Raw genomic sequence first — 16,771 nt, forward strand, 5'->3', positions numbered from 1 at the left:
GAGACCCATGACAGAGACAGCAGCCCCGATCGCTTTCCTTGACCTGAAAGCGCAGCAGCGCCGCATCGCGGAGGATCTGCGCCCCCGTGTCGAGGCGGTGTTCGCGCATTGCCAGTTCGTGCTGGGGCCGGAGGTGCGGGCGCTGGAGGAAGAGCTGGCAGCGTTCTGCGGGGCCACACATTGCGTCTCGGTCAGTTCCGGTACGGATGCGTTGCAGATTGCACTGATGGCGGAGGGAATCGGTCGTGGAGACGCCGTGTTCCTGCCTGCCTTCACCTATACGGCGACGGCGGAAGTACCTCTGGTGCTGGGCGCGGTGCCGGTTTTCGTGGATATTGATCCGGCGACGTTCCAGATTGATCCGGTGGCGCTGGAACGCCGGATTGAGGACGTGAAACGTGCAGGCGTATTGCGTCCGCGTGCGGTGATCGGCGTGGATCTGTTCGGCCAGCCCGCGCCATGGGCCGCGCTCCGCGCCATTGCCGAGCGCCACGGCCTGTTCACACTTGATGATTGTGCCCAGAGTTTCGGGGCGAGCCTGGGTGAGCGCAGACTTGGGCAGGAAGCCGTTGCAACGGCCACCAGCTTTTTCCCCTCCAAACCGCTGGGGGCCTATGGCGATGGTGGTGCTCTGTTCACCGAGGATGCGGAGCGTGCCGCGCTGTATCGCAGCCTGCGCACCCATGGCGAGGGCACGACACGATACGAGGTTTTGCGTACCGGCATGAATGGCCGACTCGACACGCTTCAGGCAGCAGTGCTGCTCAGCAAGTTGACGGTGTTCGGGGAGGAACTGGAAGCGCGGGAAGCAATCGCGTCGCTGTACGATGCAAGGCTGGCGGGGGTCGCTGGGCTGACCACTCCGGCCCGTGTGCCGGACAGTCGCTCTGCCTGGGCGATCTATGCCATCCTGCTCAAGGATGCGGCCCAACGCGACGGCTTGCAGGCCAGTCTGAAAGATCGGGGCGTGCCGACAGCCATCTATTACCCGCGACCGCTGCATGTGCAGCCTGCCTACGCTCCCTCTCACGATGGAACGGCGCTGCCTGTTTCCGAGGATCTCGCCACGCGTATTCTGGCATTGCCGATCCACCCTGATCTCAGTGAGACGCAGGCCCATCGCGTGTGTGATGCGATTCTGGCTTCATTGGCCTGACCTCACCGAGGATGATCAGGATGCTGATCAGCGGCAGTTATCGGGATTGAAGGTTGGCTCCCAGCTGCACAAAACGTTATGTGCCGCGACGCTCTTGTTGAAGTCGTAACTCTCCGAGGCGATTTTGCCGCTGCCCAGCCAGGCCGTCTGATCCTGGTTGTTCATCAGCCGGGCATGGGTTGTGCCGGTTTCCGGGACTTGGCCGGCACAGGCTGCCATCAGCAACGGCAGGCCCAGCGCCAGAATCACCGGGATCGCGCGCCCGGATATTCGCTGCCGACATGGTCCGTGTGTATTGTGCATGATATTCGCTTTCCTCAATGGCGACCGGATCTGGTTTTGTTTTGGTCCGGTTTGCAACTATGAGGATGGGAATGATTTTGGCGGGGAACAACGCCAAACACGGCATGAGAGCAATGCTTTCCACGCACCAAAACCGTTTTGTTTCAGGGTGTGAAAGAGGTGTTTTGTCCGATTGCCCCGGCTGCTGCCACACCAAACCAGCCCAGCATCAGGGTTACACCTCCAATAGGTGCCAGCGGGCTGAGGCTGATTCCCTGCAGGGCCAGGACATACAGATCGCCGCAGAACAGAACTGTGCCCACAAAAAAAGCGCCTCCGGCAGCCAGAGCGATTTTCCGGCCTGCCTTCGTATGCAGATGCGTGGCAAGCAGCGCCGAGATGATCATCATGATGGCGTGCCAGCCCTGCATCTGCACCGCCGTCTGCACCAGCCGGATTGTATCGGGATCGGGCAAGGCATGGGCAGCGATGGCGGCCATGGCAACTGCCATGCAGCCGGATAATCCGCCAAGGGTGAGCAGAACGCGGGCCATCTATGCGATCCTCCTGAAAGCACCCCTATTTCATGCGCGGGCTTACATCTGTAAAATACCTTCATGCCCCGTGGCGATCTCTTTCCGGATATAGGTCCGAACGAAACCGGCTACCTGCCGTTGTCAGGTGGTCATGTGATGTATTGGGAGCAGGTGGGAAATCCCTACGGCGTCCCGGTGCTGTTCCTGCATGGTGGTCCGGGGGCGGGGGCGGGTACGGTCCATCGCCGTTTCTTTGATCCTGTCTACTGGCGGGCCGTCATTTTCGATCAGCGCGGAGCGGGCCGGTCCCGCCCGCTGGGTAGTTTGGCACGCAATACCACGCAGGATCTGATCGAAGACATAGAACTGCTGCGCGTGCATCTCGGCGTCGAACGCTGGCTGCTGTTCGGCGGTTCCTGGGGATCGACCCTGGCGCTGGCCTATGCTCAGGCACATCCGGACAGGGTGCTGGGCTGTGTGCTGCGCGGCATTTTTCTGGGCCGTGAGCAGGAGGTCGCATGGTTTCTCTATGGTCTTCGCCAGATATTTCCGGAGGCCCACGCCGCTTTCGCCAATTTCCTGCCTCCTGAAGAGCGACATGATCTGCTGGCCGGCTATATAAGCCGGTTGAATGATACCGATCCTGCAGTTCATATGCCGGCGGCACAGGCATGGTCTTTGTATGAAGGGTCGTGCAGCACATTGCTGCCGAATCCGGATACGGTCGGCTTGTTTGCGCGGGATCGGGGCGCGTTAGGGCTGGCGCGGATCGAGGCGCATTATTTTGCCAACCGGCTGTTTCTGCCGCCGGAGGGTTTGCTGGGTCATATGGACCGTATCGCCACCCTCCCCGCCGAGATCGTGCAGGGCCGCTACGACATGATCTGCCCGGCCTATTCCGCCTTTGACCTTGCCGCATGCTGGCCGGCCGCGAAATTGACCGTGATTCCCGATGCCGGACATTCCGCGCTGGAACCCGGGATCAGGCGTGCACTGGTGGCAGCGGTGGAGCGTTTCCGCCGCCAGATCGGCTGAGCATGCCTGATCGTTTCAGGCCCGTTTGCTTCAATGGCTTTTTTAAGTTTTTAGGGATTGCAGAGCATGACCGCTCTTTCTGCTTCCACGCGCGCCCGTTTGTTACTTGGCACCCGCCGCTATTCCTCCTGGTCGTTGAGGGGCTGGCTGGCGGTGAAGCTGGCTGGGATCGAGGTGGAGGAAGTGGTCTATAAACTGGCGGGAGGGCATACACCGGAGGTGAAGCAGGCTTCTCCCAGTGGCTTTGTGCCGGTGCTGGAAGTGGAGGGGCAGCCAATCTGGGACAGTCTGGCGATCTGCGAATATTGTGCCGAGATCCAGCCTGCGTTGTGGCCGTCCGAGTTCATGATCCGTGCCCATGCGCGCAGCGTGGCGGCAGAAATGCATGCAGGCTTCCGGGAATTGCGCATCGCCATGCCGATGAATGTCTGCCGCCATTTTCCGGGGCTGATGTTCAATGAGGCGGTGTTGGCCGATCTTGCGCGTATCGATCAGGTCTGGAGCGAAACGCGGGCGCGGTTCGGGGCAGGTGGCCCCTATCTTTACGGTGCGGCATTGACGGTCGCCGACATCATGTATGCGCCGGTGGTGGCACGCTTTCTGACTTATAATGTGCCACTTTCCGAAGCGGCTGCCTCTTACCGGGACGCAGTGCGGGCGCATCCGCTGATGCAGCAATGGTATGCGGCGGCAGAGGCCGAACCTGAATCCTGGCATCTGCCGAAATATGAGCAGATCGTCTGATCCCCGTGAGCATTGCTTCCCGTGCGGCGGTCAGCGCCGGTATTGAACGTGTCTCGGTGGTGGCGTTGCTGCTGCTGCCGATTTTTCTGACGCATGGGCGCGGGATCGCGGAATGTCTGATGTCAGGCATTGCAGCCCTGTTCCTGATCCGCTCGGCGCTGGTCCATGAATGGGGATGGTTCCGTACCGGCTGGCTGAAGATCGGTCTCTTGTGGTGGGGATGGCTGGTGCTGTGTTCCCTGCCGATCGGCAGTCTGGGGCAGGGGGGATTTTCCTCCCTGTTGCAGGCGGTGCTGACAGTCAGAGTTCTGATTTTCGTGGCGGCGCTGGAGCATCTGCTGCTGCGTGGGGAGCAGGCGAGGCTGTGGCTGCGGCGGCTGTTGGAAATCACGTTTTTCTATATGGCCGCCCAGACGGCTTTTCAGTTCGTAACCGGCCATAACATGTTCGGCTGGCCGCGTGGCCCCGATGGAGAGTTGACTGGCCCTTATCAGCATCCACGAGCGGCCCCTCCTTACTCCCGTCTGTTGTTTCCCGTGCTGTTGCCGATGCTGATGCAGGCGTTGCGCGCACCGTGGCAGAAGGCTGGTGTTTTGCGCATTGTACTGGCTGCCGGCTCGGTCGGTTTGCTGGTGTTGATGGGGGAGCGGATGCCGCTGCTGCTGGTTCTGGGGCCGGGGCTTGGTGTGGCATTCATCTATCTGCGGCGTTTGCGTCTTCCGCTGGCGGCGCTGGTGGTGCTGGCCGGATGTCTGGTGGCGGCTTCTCCGGTGATTTCACCTCAGGTGCACCATCGGCTGGTAGAAAAGTTCAGTCAGCAGATGGGAGCGTTTGGCGGCAGTCATTATGGGCAGATTCTCAGCCGCTCTCTGGTGATGGCGGGGGATAATCCGCTGACTGGAAGGGGTTTTGACGGATTCCGCACTGGCTGTGACGATCCGCATTATTTCGGCGTGCGCTCTGTTGGGCGGGCATTGGGAGATCGCTCAACCGATGGTGGAGGCGCCGATATCTGCGTGCAGCATCCGCACAATCATTATCTGCAGGCGCTGACGGATGCCGGTTATCCGGGGCTGCTGCTGTTTTCGGCACTGGTGATCGCATGGGTGGTGGCACTGGCGCGAGGGCTTTATCGCCACCCCACGCCGCTGCGGGTCGGTTTGCTGGCAGCGGTGGTGATTCAGGAATGGCCGCTCGCCTCCGCCAGCAGCGTGACATCCATGCCTCTTTCCGGCTGGTTCTTCCTGCTGCTTGGCTTCGGTCTGGCGGAGGCAAGGCTGGCTCTTGGATCAGACAAGGAACGCGTTATCTCTGCTTCATAGAAAACGGCACCGGTGCAAGCCGCATGACAGGAAAGACAACGACCATGACAGACACAGCTGCTTCCGCTCCGCCACACATTCCCGTCACTGTGCTGACCGGCTTTCTGGGGGCCGGCAAAACGACATTGCTCAACCGCATCCTCACGGAGCCGCATGGCAAGAAATTTGCCGTGGTGATCAATGAATTCGGTGAGCTGGGCGTGGATAACGACCTCGTCGTCGATGCGGACGAGGAAGTGTTCGAAATGAACAATGGCTGTGTCTGCTGCACAGTGCGTGGTGATCTGATTCGCATCATCTCCGGGCTGATGAAGCGGCGTGGGCGTTTCGATGGCATTATTGTCGAGACCACCGGCCTCGCTAATCCCGCCCCGGTCGCACAGACTTTCTTCATGGATGAAGATGTGCGGCGCAATGCCCGGCTGGATGCGATCGTGACGGTGGTGGATTCCCGGCATTTGCCGCGTCAGCTGGAAGAAAGCACCGAAGCCATGACCCAGATCGCGTTCGCGGATGTCATCATCCTCAACAAGACCGATCTGGCCACGCCGGAAGAACTGGATGCGCTGGAGGCAAGAATAAAGGCCATCAACCCGCATACCGTGATCCGTCGTGCCCATCGCGCCGATGTGCCGGTCACGGAATTACTGGGGCTGGACGCATTCAGTCTGGATCGCATTCTGGCAAACGACCCTGATTTCCTCGATCATGACTCGCATGATCATTCGGAGGGGGTGACAAGCATCAGCCTGGAAGTGAATGGTCCGCTTGATCCACAAAAGTTCAATGCGTGGATTGCCGAGCTGCTTCAGACCAAAGGGCAGGATCTGCTGCGTACCAAAGGAATTTTACACTATGCTGGTGAAGACAAGCGCTTTGCGTTTCAAGCCGTGCATATGCTGGCGGATGGCGATTACATTGGCCCGGCAGAGCCGGGGCAGCGCAGCCGGATCGTGTTTATCGGGCGTGATCTGAACCGCCCGCAATTGCGACGCGGTTTTGAGGCATGCCGTGCGGCGGTATCATGAGCGGGGAGATGGATGAGGACTTCCTGCTGACGTCCCGCGGGCGGCAGGTACAGCTTGGAGCCTACGCAATCGGTGTGGCATTCAGCCAGTCGCATGTGGCCTTTGCGGCAGCGGATGGCTGTGTCCACGTGCTGTCTTTGTCCGATCCGACTGAAACAAATCAGATCAGGACGCATGAGGACGGACTACTTTCTTTCTGTGCTTCTCCTGCGGCGGATGGTTTTCTGTCTGGCGGCGATGACGGCCATTTGCGTCTGATCCGGTCTGACGGGACGGTGGAGACAGTGGCCGGTTTCAAGGGCAAATGGGTAGAGACCATCGCCGTGCATCCGGACCGTAAACTCGGAGTGATTGCCTGTACGGCAGGCCGGGCGGTGCATGTTTTCAATGCACAGGGTAAATTGCTGAAAACTCTTGAGCATGCGTCCACGGTCACCGGGCTTGCTTTTGATGCGAAGGGCAAGCGTTTGTTTGCCTCCCACTATAATGGCGTCAGCATCTGGTATGTGGCGTCCAAAACCGATAACCCTCGTGTTCTCGCATGGAAAGGGAGCCATACCGGTGTGGCCGTGCATCCGGCAGCGGAAGCGGTGGTGACATCCATGCAGGAAAACTCTCTGCATGGCTGGCGGCTGAGTGACGGGCATCACATGCGTATGAGCGGCTATCCCGCCAAAACACGCTCGCTGTCTTTTTCCAGAAGCGGTAAATGGCTGGCGAGTTCCGGGGCCGAAGCCATTGTGCTGTGGCCGTTTTTCGGTGGAGGGCCGATGGGCAAACAGCCCATGGAACTGGCTCCGATCCCGGATGGTTTGTGCACGGCCGTAGCCTGCCACCCGCGTCATGAGGCGGTCGCGGCAGGATATTCCGATGGGCTGGCTGTCATGGCCGATATTGAGTCCGGTCGTATTCTGCCGATCTGTGCACCGGGTCGTGGAGAGATCACGGTGCTGCGATGGAGCCCGGATGGGCGTCATCTTGCATTCGGCACTACAACCGGCTTTGCCGCCTGGATTGATTTTTCACGGCAGGAATAGGCGCTTTTTATTGTCTGAATATCGCAGCCCCAAAAAAATAGCGCCCGGTTTATGACCGGGCGCTATTTTTATATCGGTTTCGCCAAGGGCTGTTGATTACCAACGGTATCCGAGAGAGGCGAACACGGCACGGCCCTGACCATACCCGCAAGCACTGAGGCTGCTGCATGCGGCGACAAATGTTTTATCGGTCAGATTGGTGGCATTCACCTGCAGGCGCCACTGTTTGTAATCCGCGTGTGCTACCAGATCGAACAGCAGGAAACTCGGTACCGTGAAGGTGTTGGGTACGGCACCGGCTGTTTCACCGGTATAGCGGGTACCGGCGCCAAGCCCTACGCTGAGATCCTCGCTGATCGGATAAGTATAATCCAGAAACACGGATGCCATATGGCTCGCCTGTGCGACGGGCCGCGATCCGGTTGCACCGGCCACATTGCTCTTTGTAATCAGCGGCTCCTGATAGGTGAAGGCACTGATCAGGGAAAGGTTCCGGGTGATTTTGCCGGTTGCTTCCAGTTCGATGCCGCGGCTGCGGATTTCGCCCGTCTGTACGCTGAATGTGGGTGCAATCGGGTTCGGAGTCAGCACGTTCTGTTGGTGCAGATCATAGGCCGCCGCCGTGAACAGAACGTTGGTCGAGGGCGGCTGATACTTGATGCCGACTTCGACCTGATCTCCGGTCAGAGGCTGGAAGCCATTGCCCTGCATATCTGTGCCAGCCTGTGGCAGGAACGATGTGGAATAGGCTGCGTAGGGTGAGACACCGCTCGGGAATGCATAAAGCAGGGCGGCACGACCGGTGAAAGCCTGATTATCCTGGGAAGCTGTAGATTTTTTCAGATTGTTCACCGTGGAGGTGGAGGCAAAATCCTGCCGTCCGGTCAGTGTCAGGTGCCAGTTCTGGTAGGAGAGCTGATCCTGCAGATAGACACCGGTCTGTGTCTGTGTCTGGTTGGTGCTGGTGAGTGTGACACCGCGCGGGCCTGCGAAAGTCGGCCATGTGAAGCTGCGATAGACAGGTGCAAAAACGTCCAGCGTAGGACCGTTGAGGCTCGCGTTACGTTGCTGGTTGGCATTGCTACGGAAATCGACACCCAACAGAATGTCATGACCGATCGGGCCTGTGGCGGCCTTGTATTCCGTATTTGTATCCAGCGTCACCGTGTTCATGATGGGCTGTTGCCACATCGCGACGCGATTCAGCGTACGCAGGCTTTGGCCGGCATATCCATTTCCGTAGATGGAACGATAATTCAGGTCGATATGGGCAAAGCGCATGTTCTGGCGTACCACCCAGTTCGACAGAATATGATGTTCCGCTGCATATCCGACAGCGATCTGGCGCTTGGAATAAACGTCGAACTGTTCATCGCCATTCAGGAAGTCACGCGGAATCCGGCCATTGGGATTGGGCAGGACTGTGCCTTTGGCGGGCAGGAACTGGGCGGATGATCCTGCATCATCCTGCATGTAGCTGGCCAGCAGGGTCACACTGGTATCGGCATCCGGTTTCCACGCGATGGACGGGGCAACATAAATGCGATTGTTTTTGATATTTTTGTAACCAGTGCCTGAATCGCGCAACAAGGCATTGAAACGCCACAGCAATGTTCCGCTCTTGTTGAGTTTTCCCCCTACATCCACCGCACCCTGAATACGACCGAAGGAGCCACCCTGAATCTGCATCTGGTTTTGCTGGTTCAGCCTGGGTGTTTTGCTGACGGCATTGATCAGACCGCCGAGATTACCTGAACCATACAGGGGAGAGACCGCTCCACGCAGCACCTCGATGCGTTCCATACCCCATGGCTCGATCTGGAATGCCTGAGAGGTGGTGGTAATGGGTGTGCGCGTACCGTCCAGATAGACATCCGGGGTAAAGGCACGAATGGAGCCATAGAAGCCCCGCACGTCGGCGCCATATGAATCCGCATTGACGCCTGCCGTATAGCGAAGCGCTTCACTGATACTGCGTGTATTGAGGACCTGCATGCGGTCCTGGGTAATGACCGTCACGGCTTGCGGGGTTTCCAGAATAGGCGTGTCGGTTTTCGTGGCGCTGGTATCGCGGGTTGCCAGAAATCCCTGTACCGGTGTGCTGGCGGTCGTTTTCTGCCCCTGTACGGACAGGGTGGGTAAGGCCGATGTTTCGGCCTGCGAAATTTTCTGTGCCGCGCTGTCGGCCTGTGCCTGCGGCATGACAGCCAGCATGCCCGCCGTCATGGCGGCATTGGCAAGAAGAAGGGCTTTGAATGTCATCTGAAGTCTCCGGCTCACGTGGCAAGGGCGCTTACCGGAAACGCTTCCCCTTTTGGAAGAGGTAATGATTATAATAATCGTTCTCATTTAAAGTTCATCGTAAAGCGTTGCTAAATGGCAACGCTTTACGGAGATTATGATGATGGCCGATTATTCAGTTGTGGTTAACCGGCCTGCCACTCACGGGCGGCCTCGGTGATCATGGCGATGGCGTACTCGGCATAGCTGCGGGGTATGGCAAGATGGAAACCGTTTTCCCGGTCGGGATGCCATATCTGCACGGTGACGTGGGCCATGGTGGTGATGGCCGTATCCTCCGGACCGAAACTGCGTGGATGCAGATCAATCGGGATCAGTTTCGCCAGCACATCCCTGACAGCAGTACCGCAGAGATGGAGGATCACCCGTCCATCCCCCTGTTCCGTGACCGAGGCATTGCTACCGGCGGCAGCCCGTATGTCCGATGCAAGGCCAGGATCATGACCGATGACCAGATACTGTCCGTTGCCGTTCCATAGTACCTCCATACCGGGTACGGCGCTGCGCTTTCCGGTCTCCGGCAGGGGGATGCCGTACCCGATGAGGAAGACATCCCGCAGGGCGGAATGGCCATTCCGTCTGGTGTTGACCAGCGCGATGGCCCGGCTCTGTTCCGTCATCACAAAAGGTGTTTCAGACATTGGAGCGGTCTCCGGCAGGATCGACGAAGGCGGAGGAAACGATTTCGGCCAGATAATCTTCTCCGCGCACGGGATCGTAGACGCGGATGATTTCACCCGCCCTTTCAGGCCCCCGACACAGCAGTGCCAGCGCAATCCAATGGCCAAGAGTGGGAGAATAGACGGCAGAGGTGATGGATCCCTGATCATGGGCGGAACTGGCTTCGGCGCCGCGGGGCAGCAGATGGGCGCCTGCCCGCATCCTGATGCCGGGGTCGATCTGGAAGCCGGCATCGACCGGGCGCAGGCCGATCAGGCGTGGACGGCCAGGATCCGTCAAGGCCGGGCGCAGAGCCATAGCACGACCGAGGCATTCCTTGTCGGCCATCAATCCTCCGGCGTTCAGATCATGCAGCGTGACCTGCCCGTTTAACTCGCTGCCAGCCGGATAGGCTTTTTCCACCCGCATGATCCCCATGGCTTCGGTGCCGTAGGGGGTGATGCCGAACTCGGCCCCGGCCTCCATCAGCCGGTCGGCAATTTCGGCTGCGCGACGGGCGGGGACGGCCAGTTCATAAGCCAGCTCACCGGAGAAGGAGAGGCCGAACAACCGTACAGGCGTTCCATCCGTGAGCATGGTTTCGGCCACGCTCATGCGCGGGAATGCCTCGCGGGACAGATCGAACGCAGGGTCGATCAGACGGTGCAGAACATCGCGTGATCGTGGACCTGCAATAGCGATCTGCGCCCATTGCTCGGTGACGGAGGCAATCTGCACGTCCAGCTCCGGCCACAGACATTGATGGCAGTAGAGGAGGTGCTGGAACACCTGCCCGGCATGGGCGGTGGAAGCGCTCAGCAGATAATGATCTTCTCCGAGCCGTGCGGCGGTGCCGTCATCCAGCACGAACCCGTCCTCGCGCAGCATCACCAGATATCCGGCGCGACCGCTGCGAATGCGTGAGAGGCGATTGACGCAGACCCGGTCGAGAAATTCGGCTACATCCGCGCCCTGTATATCAATCTTGCCCAGCGTGGAGACATCGCAGAACCCTACCCCGTTCCGCACTGCATTGACCTCACGGGTGGCGGTGGCCAGCCAGTCGGATTCTCCCGGACGCGGGAAATACTGGGCGCGCATCCATTGTCCGACCTCGGTGAACACGCCGCCGCGTGCTTCAGCCCAGCGATGCAGCGGGGTGAGGCGGCGCGGACGATAATGCGGCCCGCGATGCGCTCCCCCCAGCGCACCGATCGAAACCGGTGTATAGGGGGGACGGAAGCCGGTGGTGCCGGTGGCGGGGATGCCCGCGCCGGTGATCCCCGCCATCAGGGCCAGCCCGTTGATATTGGCCGTTTTGCCCTGATCAGTGGCCATGCCCAGCGTGGTGTAGCGCTTCAGATGCTCGACCGAAACAAAGCCTTCCTGATGCGCGAGCGCCACATCCTTCGCGGTCACATCGTTCTGGAAGTCGATAAAAGCCTTACCCTTGACGCTGCGGATCTGACCCAGCGGCTGGGCCGGATCGGCATCGAGATCATCCGTGGTCGGAAGTGCCGGGGCTGAAGGGACCGAAAAACCACAGGATTCGGCCGCTTCCAGCCCTGCATGCATTCCTTCGGCAATCCCCGCACCGAGGCCGAAACAGCCCGAAGCAGCCCCCACCACGCTCATACCGGGCGGTAATCTGTCGGTATCGGGCAGGAATGTGCTGGCCGTATCGTCCCAGCGCGGCTTGCCGCCGAGATGGGTGGTCAGATGCAGGGCCGGTGTCCAGCCGCCCGACATGGCCAGCAGATCGGCGCGGAGTGTGGCGACTCCGCCATCGGTACCCGCGATGCTGACGCTGCGTATGCCACTCGCACCGCCATGTGCTTTTTTGATGTGGGCACCGGCAAACAGCCTTGCACCGGTGCGGTGGGCGATGTCGCGTACGGCCTGCGAGGTTTCCGTCCGCTGGTCGATCAGGGCGGCGACGGAGAGTCCGGCTGCCGCCAGATCGGCCGCGGTGCGGGCGGCATCATCATTATTCAGGGCGATCACGGCGCGCTGACCGGGCCGCACGGCAAAGCGGTTGACATAGCTTCTGACGCTGCCTGCCAGCATCACGCCGGGGCGGTCATTGCCGTCGAAAACCAGCGGGCGTTCGATGCTGCCGGTGGCCAGAATGCAGCGACGGGCCATGAAGCGCCACAGGCGCTGGCGCGGCAGATGATCCGGAGTCACTGGCAGATGATCGGCCACGCGTTCCAGCGCGCCGTACGTGCCGCCATCATACACTCCGAACACGGTGGTGCGGCGGAAGATGCGGGCTTCCGCACAGGCGGCAAGCTCGGCTTCCATCATTGCGGCCCATTGCGCGGCGGGCTGGCCGTCGATGTCGCGGCGCTCGGTCAGGGTGCGGCCGCCCAAACGACTATCCTGTTCGGCCAAAATGACACGCGCCCCCGTCCGTGCCGCCGCGACCGCCGCCGCCAGCCCGGCAGGGCCGGAGCCGATCACCAGAACGTCACAAAAAGCCGTCGCTTTTTCATAGCGATCAGGATCGGCCTCGCCCGACAGGGCACCGAGACCGGCGGCGCGGCGAATGGCCGGTTCGTACAGCTTTTCCCAGAACGCGGCAGGCCACATGAAGGTCTTGTAGTAGAACCCCGCCGTCAGAAACGGTGAGATCAACTGATTGACCGACAGCAGATCGAAACGCAGCGAGGGGAAGCGGTTCTGGCTGGTGGCGGTCAGCCCGTCGAACAACTCGATTGTCGTCGCACGGGTATTCGGTTCCTGCCTTGCGCCGCTGCGCAGATGCACCAGCGCGTTCGGCTCTTCCTCGCCCGCTGAAAGAATACCGCGCGGACGATGATATTTGAACGAACGCCCGACCAGCTTCACTCCGTTGGCCAGAAGGGCGGAGGCCAGCGTATCACCCGCATGACCGGTATAGGCGCGCCCGTCGAAATGGAAATGCAGCGGGCTGGTGCGATCGATCATGCCGCCGGAGGGTAGACGGCAGCTTTGGGTAAGGGGGGCACTCATCATGCCTCTCCTGTTGCAGAGGAGGATGGATCGCGGGCCAGCATGACGCTGACGATGCCGTGGTCGCGCGTATCGCGCCTGACACGCAGCCAGTTCTGACAACCGGCGGTATGGAACCAGTATTCCTCATGCACCCCTGCCGGATTGTCGCGCAGATAGGTGTAATCGGCCCATGCCTCCGTGCTGGCCGAGGCCGCCGGAAGAGTGCGGGTGGCATCGCCACGATACAGGAATTCCTCCAGGCCGCGCGGGCCGCAACAGGGACAGGCGATGCGCATATCCTGGTCCTTTTCAGTGTCGTTGATCGTCGTTCAAATCAGGCCGGTTCTGAAACCGCGTCAGTGCAGGTTGGGCTGTGCGCCCATGCCTTTTTCATCAATCACATGACCGGTGGCGAAACGGTCCAGGCGATAGGCTGTGGCAACCTCATGCGGCGCGCCGGTGGCGACCAGATGGGCCAGACACAGCCCTGCCGCGGGAACCGCCTTGAAGCCGCCGTAACACCAGCCTGCATTCAGATACAGCCCCTCAACAGGGGTACGGTCGATGATCGGGCTGCCATCCATCGACATGTCCATCAGCCCGGCCCAGTGCCGCAGTAATCTGGCCCGGCCAATGGCGGGCATCAGCGCGACGCCGCCTTCACATACATCCTCGATGGTCGGCAGATTGCCGCGCTGGGCATAGGAGTTGTAGCCGTCAATATCGCCGCCAAACACAAGGCCGCCTTTATCCGACTGGCTGATATAGAAATGCCCCGCGCCGAAGGTGATGACGCCGGGAATGACCGGTTTCAAACCTTCACTGACGAAAGCCTGCAACACATGGCTTTCGATCGGTAACCGCATACCCGCCATGGCCGCGACTTTGCTGGAAGAGCCGGCCACTGACAGCGCCACCGTTTTCGCACCGATAAAGCCCCGTTTTGTGTCGACCCCGAGAATCCGGCCATGTTCGATTTTCAGCCCGGTGACTTCACAGTTTTGAATGATGTCTACCCCCAGACGGTCGGCGGCGCGGGCATAGCCCCATGCCACCGCATCATGCCGGACCGTGCCGCCGCGTCTGTGCAGAAGACCGCCCTTGATGGGAAAGCGTGCATGATCGAAATTCAGGAATGGATACATCGCACGCACTGCCTCGCGGTCCAGCAGCTCCGCATCCACCCCGTGCAGTCGCATGGCGTTTCCGCGCCGTGCATAGGCGTCGCGCTGGCCATCGGAATGGATCAGGTTCAGCACACCGCGCTGGCTGACCATGGCGTTGTAGTTGATGTCCTGTTCCAGACTCTCCCACAATTTCATGGACAGTTCGTAGAACGGGATGTTACCCGGCAGCCCGTAATTGGAGCGGATAATGGTGGTGTTACGGCCGACATTCCCGCCGCCGATCCAGCCTTTTTCCAACACAGCGACGTTGCGGATACCGTAACGGCTGGCAAGATAATAGGCTGTGGCCAATCCATGTCCGCCGCCTCCCACGATCACGACATCATAGGATGGGGCGGGTGCGGCATCACGCCAGGCGGGTTTCCAACCCTTATGTCCACGCAATGCCTGTGAGATCACGGACAGAATGGAATAGCGGTCTGACAACACGGCAATGCTTCTCCGGCAGGCGCATGGGGCGCATGAGGGAAAACGTAGCGGTGGAGGCGATGGGACAGGGTATAATTTTTTCTTATACTCCTGCCTCTGAGGAGATCGCGCATGCTGCATAGCCCCGGACTGCCATTTGATCTGAGAGTGCTGGAGATTTTTCTGGCGGTCTGTGATGCTGGCGGTATGGCTGGTGCGGCGCGCAGGCTGGGTTTGTCGCAGCCGGCTGTCTCGCAGGCCATTGCCGAGATCGAGAAACGCAGCGGTGTCGCGTTGCTGGATCGTGGCGTCAGACCGCTTTCACCCACGCCGGCAGGGGTGCTGTTGCGGCAGCGCGGCGCTGCATTGTTGGATGAGGCGCGGCAGATTGCCCCGCTGCTGCGTCAGGTTCGCCAGCGGCGTCTGGCGCTGCTGCGGATCGGGATGGTCGATTCCCTGTCCCGCGCCGTGCTGGGGCCTCTGGCGCAACAGTTGGAGACGATGGCTGATCAGGTCATGTTTTTGTCCGGCCTGACCGCCAGCCATGCCAGTGCATTGCTGACGCGGCATCTGGATATCTGCCTCGGCACGGATGCGTTGCAGGATCTGGACGGGCTGGAACGCTGGAATCTGTTCGACGAGCCTTATATTCTGGCGCTTCCAGCCGGGATTGATCTGCCGGAAGGATTGTCCGCTGCTGCCTCTCTGACCGCGTTGTCTGAACGGCTGCCATTGGCCCGGTATAGTGCCCGTTCCCGCACGGGGATCGACATAGAGCGGCATCTGCGCCGTCTGCAACTGGATCTGCCACGTCATCAGGAATTCGATACGCCTTATGGCGTTATGGCGATGGTGGAGCAGGGGATTGCCTGGGGGATTACCACGCCGCTCTGTCTCTATGAGGCACGTACGGATTTGAGCCGCATACGCTGCCTGCCTTTGCCGGGACCATCCCTGCGGCGTCAGCTGACCCTGGTCGCGCGGCGGAGGGAGCTTGGAACAGTGCCGCGTTCCCTGGCACAGGGGGTGCGCAAGGCGCTGGAGGCTGAGGCCATGCCGTGGCTGCGCCGTTCTATGGGCTGGGTTTGTGAAGGAAAAACGGAGCTGCTGCCACCCTTATCATCCATGACCGGCCCCAATGCCGATCACGGGATGGGTGATTGAGACATATCAATGCCAGGATGTCGTTCCGTTTTATGAAGATCCTGTCTGCTGCATTTCTGATGAGTGCTCCGGCAGCTGCGTTTGCAGCCCCTTGGACCACCGCGCCTGTGTCCGTAGGGCAGGGGTTCCAGGACCAGCCTCTTCTGATTGCGACCCAGTATCCGCTCCCGATCATTCCCGGTTATAAACGATGATCGACAGGAATTGGGCTGGCAGTTCTGTCAGCTCCTCCGGTCCATGCAGCGCTGCCGAATCAAAAGACAGCATATCACCGGGATTCAAGGCATAAAGCCCATCCCCGTGGCGGTAGCGAATGCTGCCCGACAACATATAAATCAGCTCTGTTCCCTTGTGCTGAAACTGCGTGTAGGGGGCGGCATCCTTGCTGAGGGTGATCAGATATGGCTCCACTGCCAGGCCGGAGCCTAGAGAATGCCCGAGCAGCTCGTATTTATGTCCTGCTTTGGTGCCGCGCCGTTCAATGCTCAGGCCCATGCCGGCTGGCACATAACTGCAATCGCGTCGTTCATCGAAATCGCTGAAGAAGCTTGAGATCGGCGTATTCAAAGCGCGGGACAATGCCTGAAGCGTGGCGAGTGACGGAGACGTAGAGCCGTTTTCGATTTTCGAGAGCATCCCGGCCGATAAATCCGCTTCCACCGCAAGATCGGCCGCCGTAATGCCAAGACGCTGGCGCAGGCGGCGCACTTTCGCGCCAATAGCGGCCTCCAGCGAAGCAGGCGGCGCCTCCGTTCTGACAGGGGGGGCATTGGAGCCGGTAATCAAAGGCACATCGACAGATGCAGGAGGCTGCCTGTCAGATGTCTGGGAGGTAATTTTTTTGTTCATGCTACAGAGAAAATCCTTTTAAGCAGAATATAGAACCATATTCTGATGAGTCGTAAAGAAATTTGATATTGTACTAAAATATAATG

The 16,771-nt window shown here is 60.0% G+C and carries 15 protein-coding genes; 7 read left to right on the forward strand and 8 right to left on the reverse strand.

Translation table 11 applies throughout. The annotated features are described in order from the left end of the window. Positions 1–7: 7 nt before the first annotated feature. Entirely contained in the window at positions 8–1,156 is a 1,149-nt protein-coding gene (locus GBCGDNIH1_RS13185) for a DegT/DnrJ/EryC1/StrS family aminotransferase (RefSeq protein ID WP_043453324.1), read from the forward strand. Positions 1,157–1,183: 27 nt separating this feature from the next. Here the strand turns inward: GBCGDNIH1_RS13185 and GBCGDNIH1_RS13190 are convergent, their stop codons facing one another. After that, positions 1,184–1,459, reverse strand: coding sequence for a hypothetical protein (locus GBCGDNIH1_RS13190; protein ID WP_025318022.1), 276 nt, complete (start codon positions 1,457–1,459; stop codon positions 1,184–1,186). A 143-nt stretch (positions 1,460–1,602) separates the two neighbouring features. Continuing rightward, entirely contained in the window at positions 1,603–1,992 is a 390-nt protein-coding gene (locus tag GBCGDNIH1_RS13195) for a DUF423 domain-containing protein (protein ID WP_011630874.1), read from the reverse strand. A 63-nt stretch (positions 1,993–2,055) separates the two neighbouring features. Here GBCGDNIH1_RS13195 and pip point away from each other — a divergent pair, with 63 nt between their 5' ends. The 5 genes from pip to GBCGDNIH1_RS13220 all read left to right on the forward strand — a co-directional run bounded on the left by pip (position 2,056) and on the right by GBCGDNIH1_RS13220 (position 7,140). Continuing rightward, the gene (gene pip, locus GBCGDNIH1_RS13200) at positions 2,056–3,009 is read left to right on the forward strand and encodes a prolyl aminopeptidase (protein ID WP_011630875.1); all 954 of its coding nucleotides are present in this window, start codon (positions 2,056–2,058) and stop codon (positions 3,007–3,009) included. Positions 3,010–3,075: 66 nt separating this feature from the next. Beyond that, positions 3,076–3,753, forward strand: coding sequence for a glutathione S-transferase (locus GBCGDNIH1_RS13205; protein WP_043452592.1), 678 nt, complete (start codon positions 3,076–3,078; stop codon positions 3,751–3,753). A gap of 5 nt (positions 3,754–3,758) precedes the next feature. Continuing rightward, positions 3,759–5,075, forward strand: a complete 1,317-nt coding sequence (locus tag GBCGDNIH1_RS13210; RefSeq protein WP_011630877.1) for an O-antigen ligase family protein — start codon at positions 3,759–3,761, stop codon at positions 5,073–5,075. 44 nt (positions 5,076–5,119) lie between these two features. Then, positions 5,120–6,103: a CobW family GTP-binding protein gene (locus tag GBCGDNIH1_RS13215; RefSeq protein WP_025285749.1), complete on the forward strand. Its 984-nt coding sequence runs from the start codon at positions 5,120–5,122 to the stop codon at positions 6,101–6,103. An 8-nt stretch (positions 6,104–6,111) separates the two neighbouring features. Continuing rightward, complete coding sequence (locus tag GBCGDNIH1_RS13220) at positions 6,112–7,140, forward strand: WD40 repeat domain-containing protein (protein ID WP_238595335.1); 1,029 nt, start codon at positions 6,112–6,114, stop codon at positions 7,138–7,140. Positions 7,141–7,236: 96 nt separating this feature from the next. On the opposite strand, the gene GBCGDNIH1_RS13225 is transcribed toward GBCGDNIH1_RS13220, so the two are convergent. The 5 genes from GBCGDNIH1_RS13225 to GBCGDNIH1_RS13245 form a co-directional block, all read right to left on the reverse strand. Then, positions 7,237–9,402 carry a TonB-dependent siderophore receptor gene (locus tag GBCGDNIH1_RS13225; RefSeq protein WP_043452594.1) on the reverse strand — a complete coding sequence of 722 codons (2,166 nt, stop codon included), beginning with the start codon at positions 9,400–9,402 and terminating at the stop codon, positions 7,237–7,239. A gap of 164 nt (positions 9,403–9,566) precedes the next feature. Then, the gene (locus GBCGDNIH1_RS13230; RefSeq protein WP_011630881.1) at positions 9,567–10,082 is read right to left on the reverse strand and encodes a sarcosine oxidase subunit gamma; all 516 of its coding nucleotides are present in this window, start codon (positions 10,080–10,082) and stop codon (positions 9,567–9,569) included. Then, on the reverse strand, positions 10,075–13,098 hold the full coding sequence (locus GBCGDNIH1_RS13235) for a sarcosine oxidase subunit alpha family protein (protein WP_011630882.1): 3,024 nt from the start codon (positions 13,096–13,098) through the stop codon (positions 10,075–10,077). Before GBCGDNIH1_RS13235 ends, GBCGDNIH1_RS13230 begins: the two co-directional genes overlap by 8 nt. Continuing rightward, positions 13,095–13,373: a sarcosine oxidase subunit delta gene (locus GBCGDNIH1_RS13240; protein WP_011630883.1), complete on the reverse strand. Its 279-nt coding sequence runs from the start codon at positions 13,371–13,373 to the stop codon at positions 13,095–13,097. Before GBCGDNIH1_RS13240 ends, GBCGDNIH1_RS13235 begins: the two co-directional genes overlap by 4 nt. A gap of 60 nt (positions 13,374–13,433) precedes the next feature. Then, on the reverse strand, positions 13,434–14,693 hold the full coding sequence (locus GBCGDNIH1_RS13245) for a sarcosine oxidase subunit beta family protein (protein ID WP_025318031.1): 1,260 nt from the start codon (positions 14,691–14,693) through the stop codon (positions 13,434–13,436). Between the two features lie 111 nt (positions 14,694–14,804). Here GBCGDNIH1_RS13245 and GBCGDNIH1_RS13250 point away from each other — a divergent pair, with 111 nt between their 5' ends. Beyond that, on the forward strand, positions 14,805–15,836 hold the full coding sequence (locus GBCGDNIH1_RS13250) for a LysR family transcriptional regulator (protein WP_011630885.1): 1,032 nt from the start codon (positions 14,805–14,807) through the stop codon (positions 15,834–15,836). 171 nt (positions 15,837–16,007) lie between these two features. Here the strand turns inward: GBCGDNIH1_RS13250 and GBCGDNIH1_RS13255 are convergent, their stop codons facing one another. After that, positions 16,008–16,685: a helix-turn-helix domain-containing protein gene (locus tag GBCGDNIH1_RS13255; protein WP_011630887.1), complete on the reverse strand. Its 678-nt coding sequence runs from the start codon at positions 16,683–16,685 to the stop codon at positions 16,008–16,010. Positions 16,686–16,771: the final 86 nt, after the last annotated feature.

This window comes from Granulibacter bethesdensis CGDNIH1 (assembly GCF_000014285.2).
Classification (GTDB): Bacteria; Pseudomonadota; Alphaproteobacteria; order Acetobacterales; family Acetobacteraceae; genus Granulibacter; species Granulibacter bethesdensis.

Coding starts and splice junctions, on each gene's coding strand:
- GBCGDNIH1_RS13220 (WP_238595335.1), top strand. CDS start 6,112: ATGGATGAGGACTTCCTGCTGACGTCCCGCGGGCGGCAGGTACAGCTT.
- GBCGDNIH1_RS13255 (WP_011630887.1), bottom strand. CDS start 16,685: ATGAACAAAAAAATTACCTCCCAGACATCTGACAGGCAGCCTCCTGCA.
- GBCGDNIH1_RS13195 (WP_011630874.1), bottom strand. CDS start 1,992: ATGGCCCGCGTTCTGCTCACCCTTGGCGGATTATCCGGCTGCATGGCA.
- GBCGDNIH1_RS13230 (WP_011630881.1), bottom strand. CDS start 10,082: ATGTCTGAAACACCTTTTGTGATGACGGAACAGAGCCGGGCCATCGCG.
- GBCGDNIH1_RS13185 (WP_043453324.1), top strand. CDS start 8: ATGACAGAGACAGCAGCCCCGATCGCTTTCCTTGACCTGAAAGCGCAG.
- GBCGDNIH1_RS13250 (WP_011630885.1), top strand. CDS start 14,805: ATGCTGCATAGCCCCGGACTGCCATTTGATCTGAGAGTGCTGGAGATT.
- GBCGDNIH1_RS13205 (WP_043452592.1), top strand. CDS start 3,076: ATGACCGCTCTTTCTGCTTCCACGCGCGCCCGTTTGTTACTTGGCACC.
- GBCGDNIH1_RS13190 (WP_025318022.1), bottom strand. CDS start 1,459: ATGCACAATACACACGGACCATGTCGGCAGCGAATATCCGGGCGCGCG.
- GBCGDNIH1_RS13215 (WP_025285749.1), top strand. CDS start 5,120: ATGACAGACACAGCTGCTTCCGCTCCGCCACACATTCCCGTCACTGTG.
- GBCGDNIH1_RS13225 (WP_043452594.1), bottom strand. CDS start 9,402: ATGACATTCAAAGCCCTTCTTCTTGCCAATGCCGCCATGACGGCGGGC.
- GBCGDNIH1_RS13235 (WP_011630882.1), bottom strand. CDS start 13,098: ATGATGAGTGCCCCCCTTACCCAAAGCTGCCGTCTACCCTCCGGCGGC.
- pip (WP_011630875.1), top strand. CDS start 2,056: ATGCCCCGTGGCGATCTCTTTCCGGATATAGGTCCGAACGAAACCGGC.
- GBCGDNIH1_RS13240 (WP_011630883.1), bottom strand. CDS start 13,373: ATGCGCATCGCCTGTCCCTGTTGCGGCCCGCGCGGCCTGGAGGAATTC.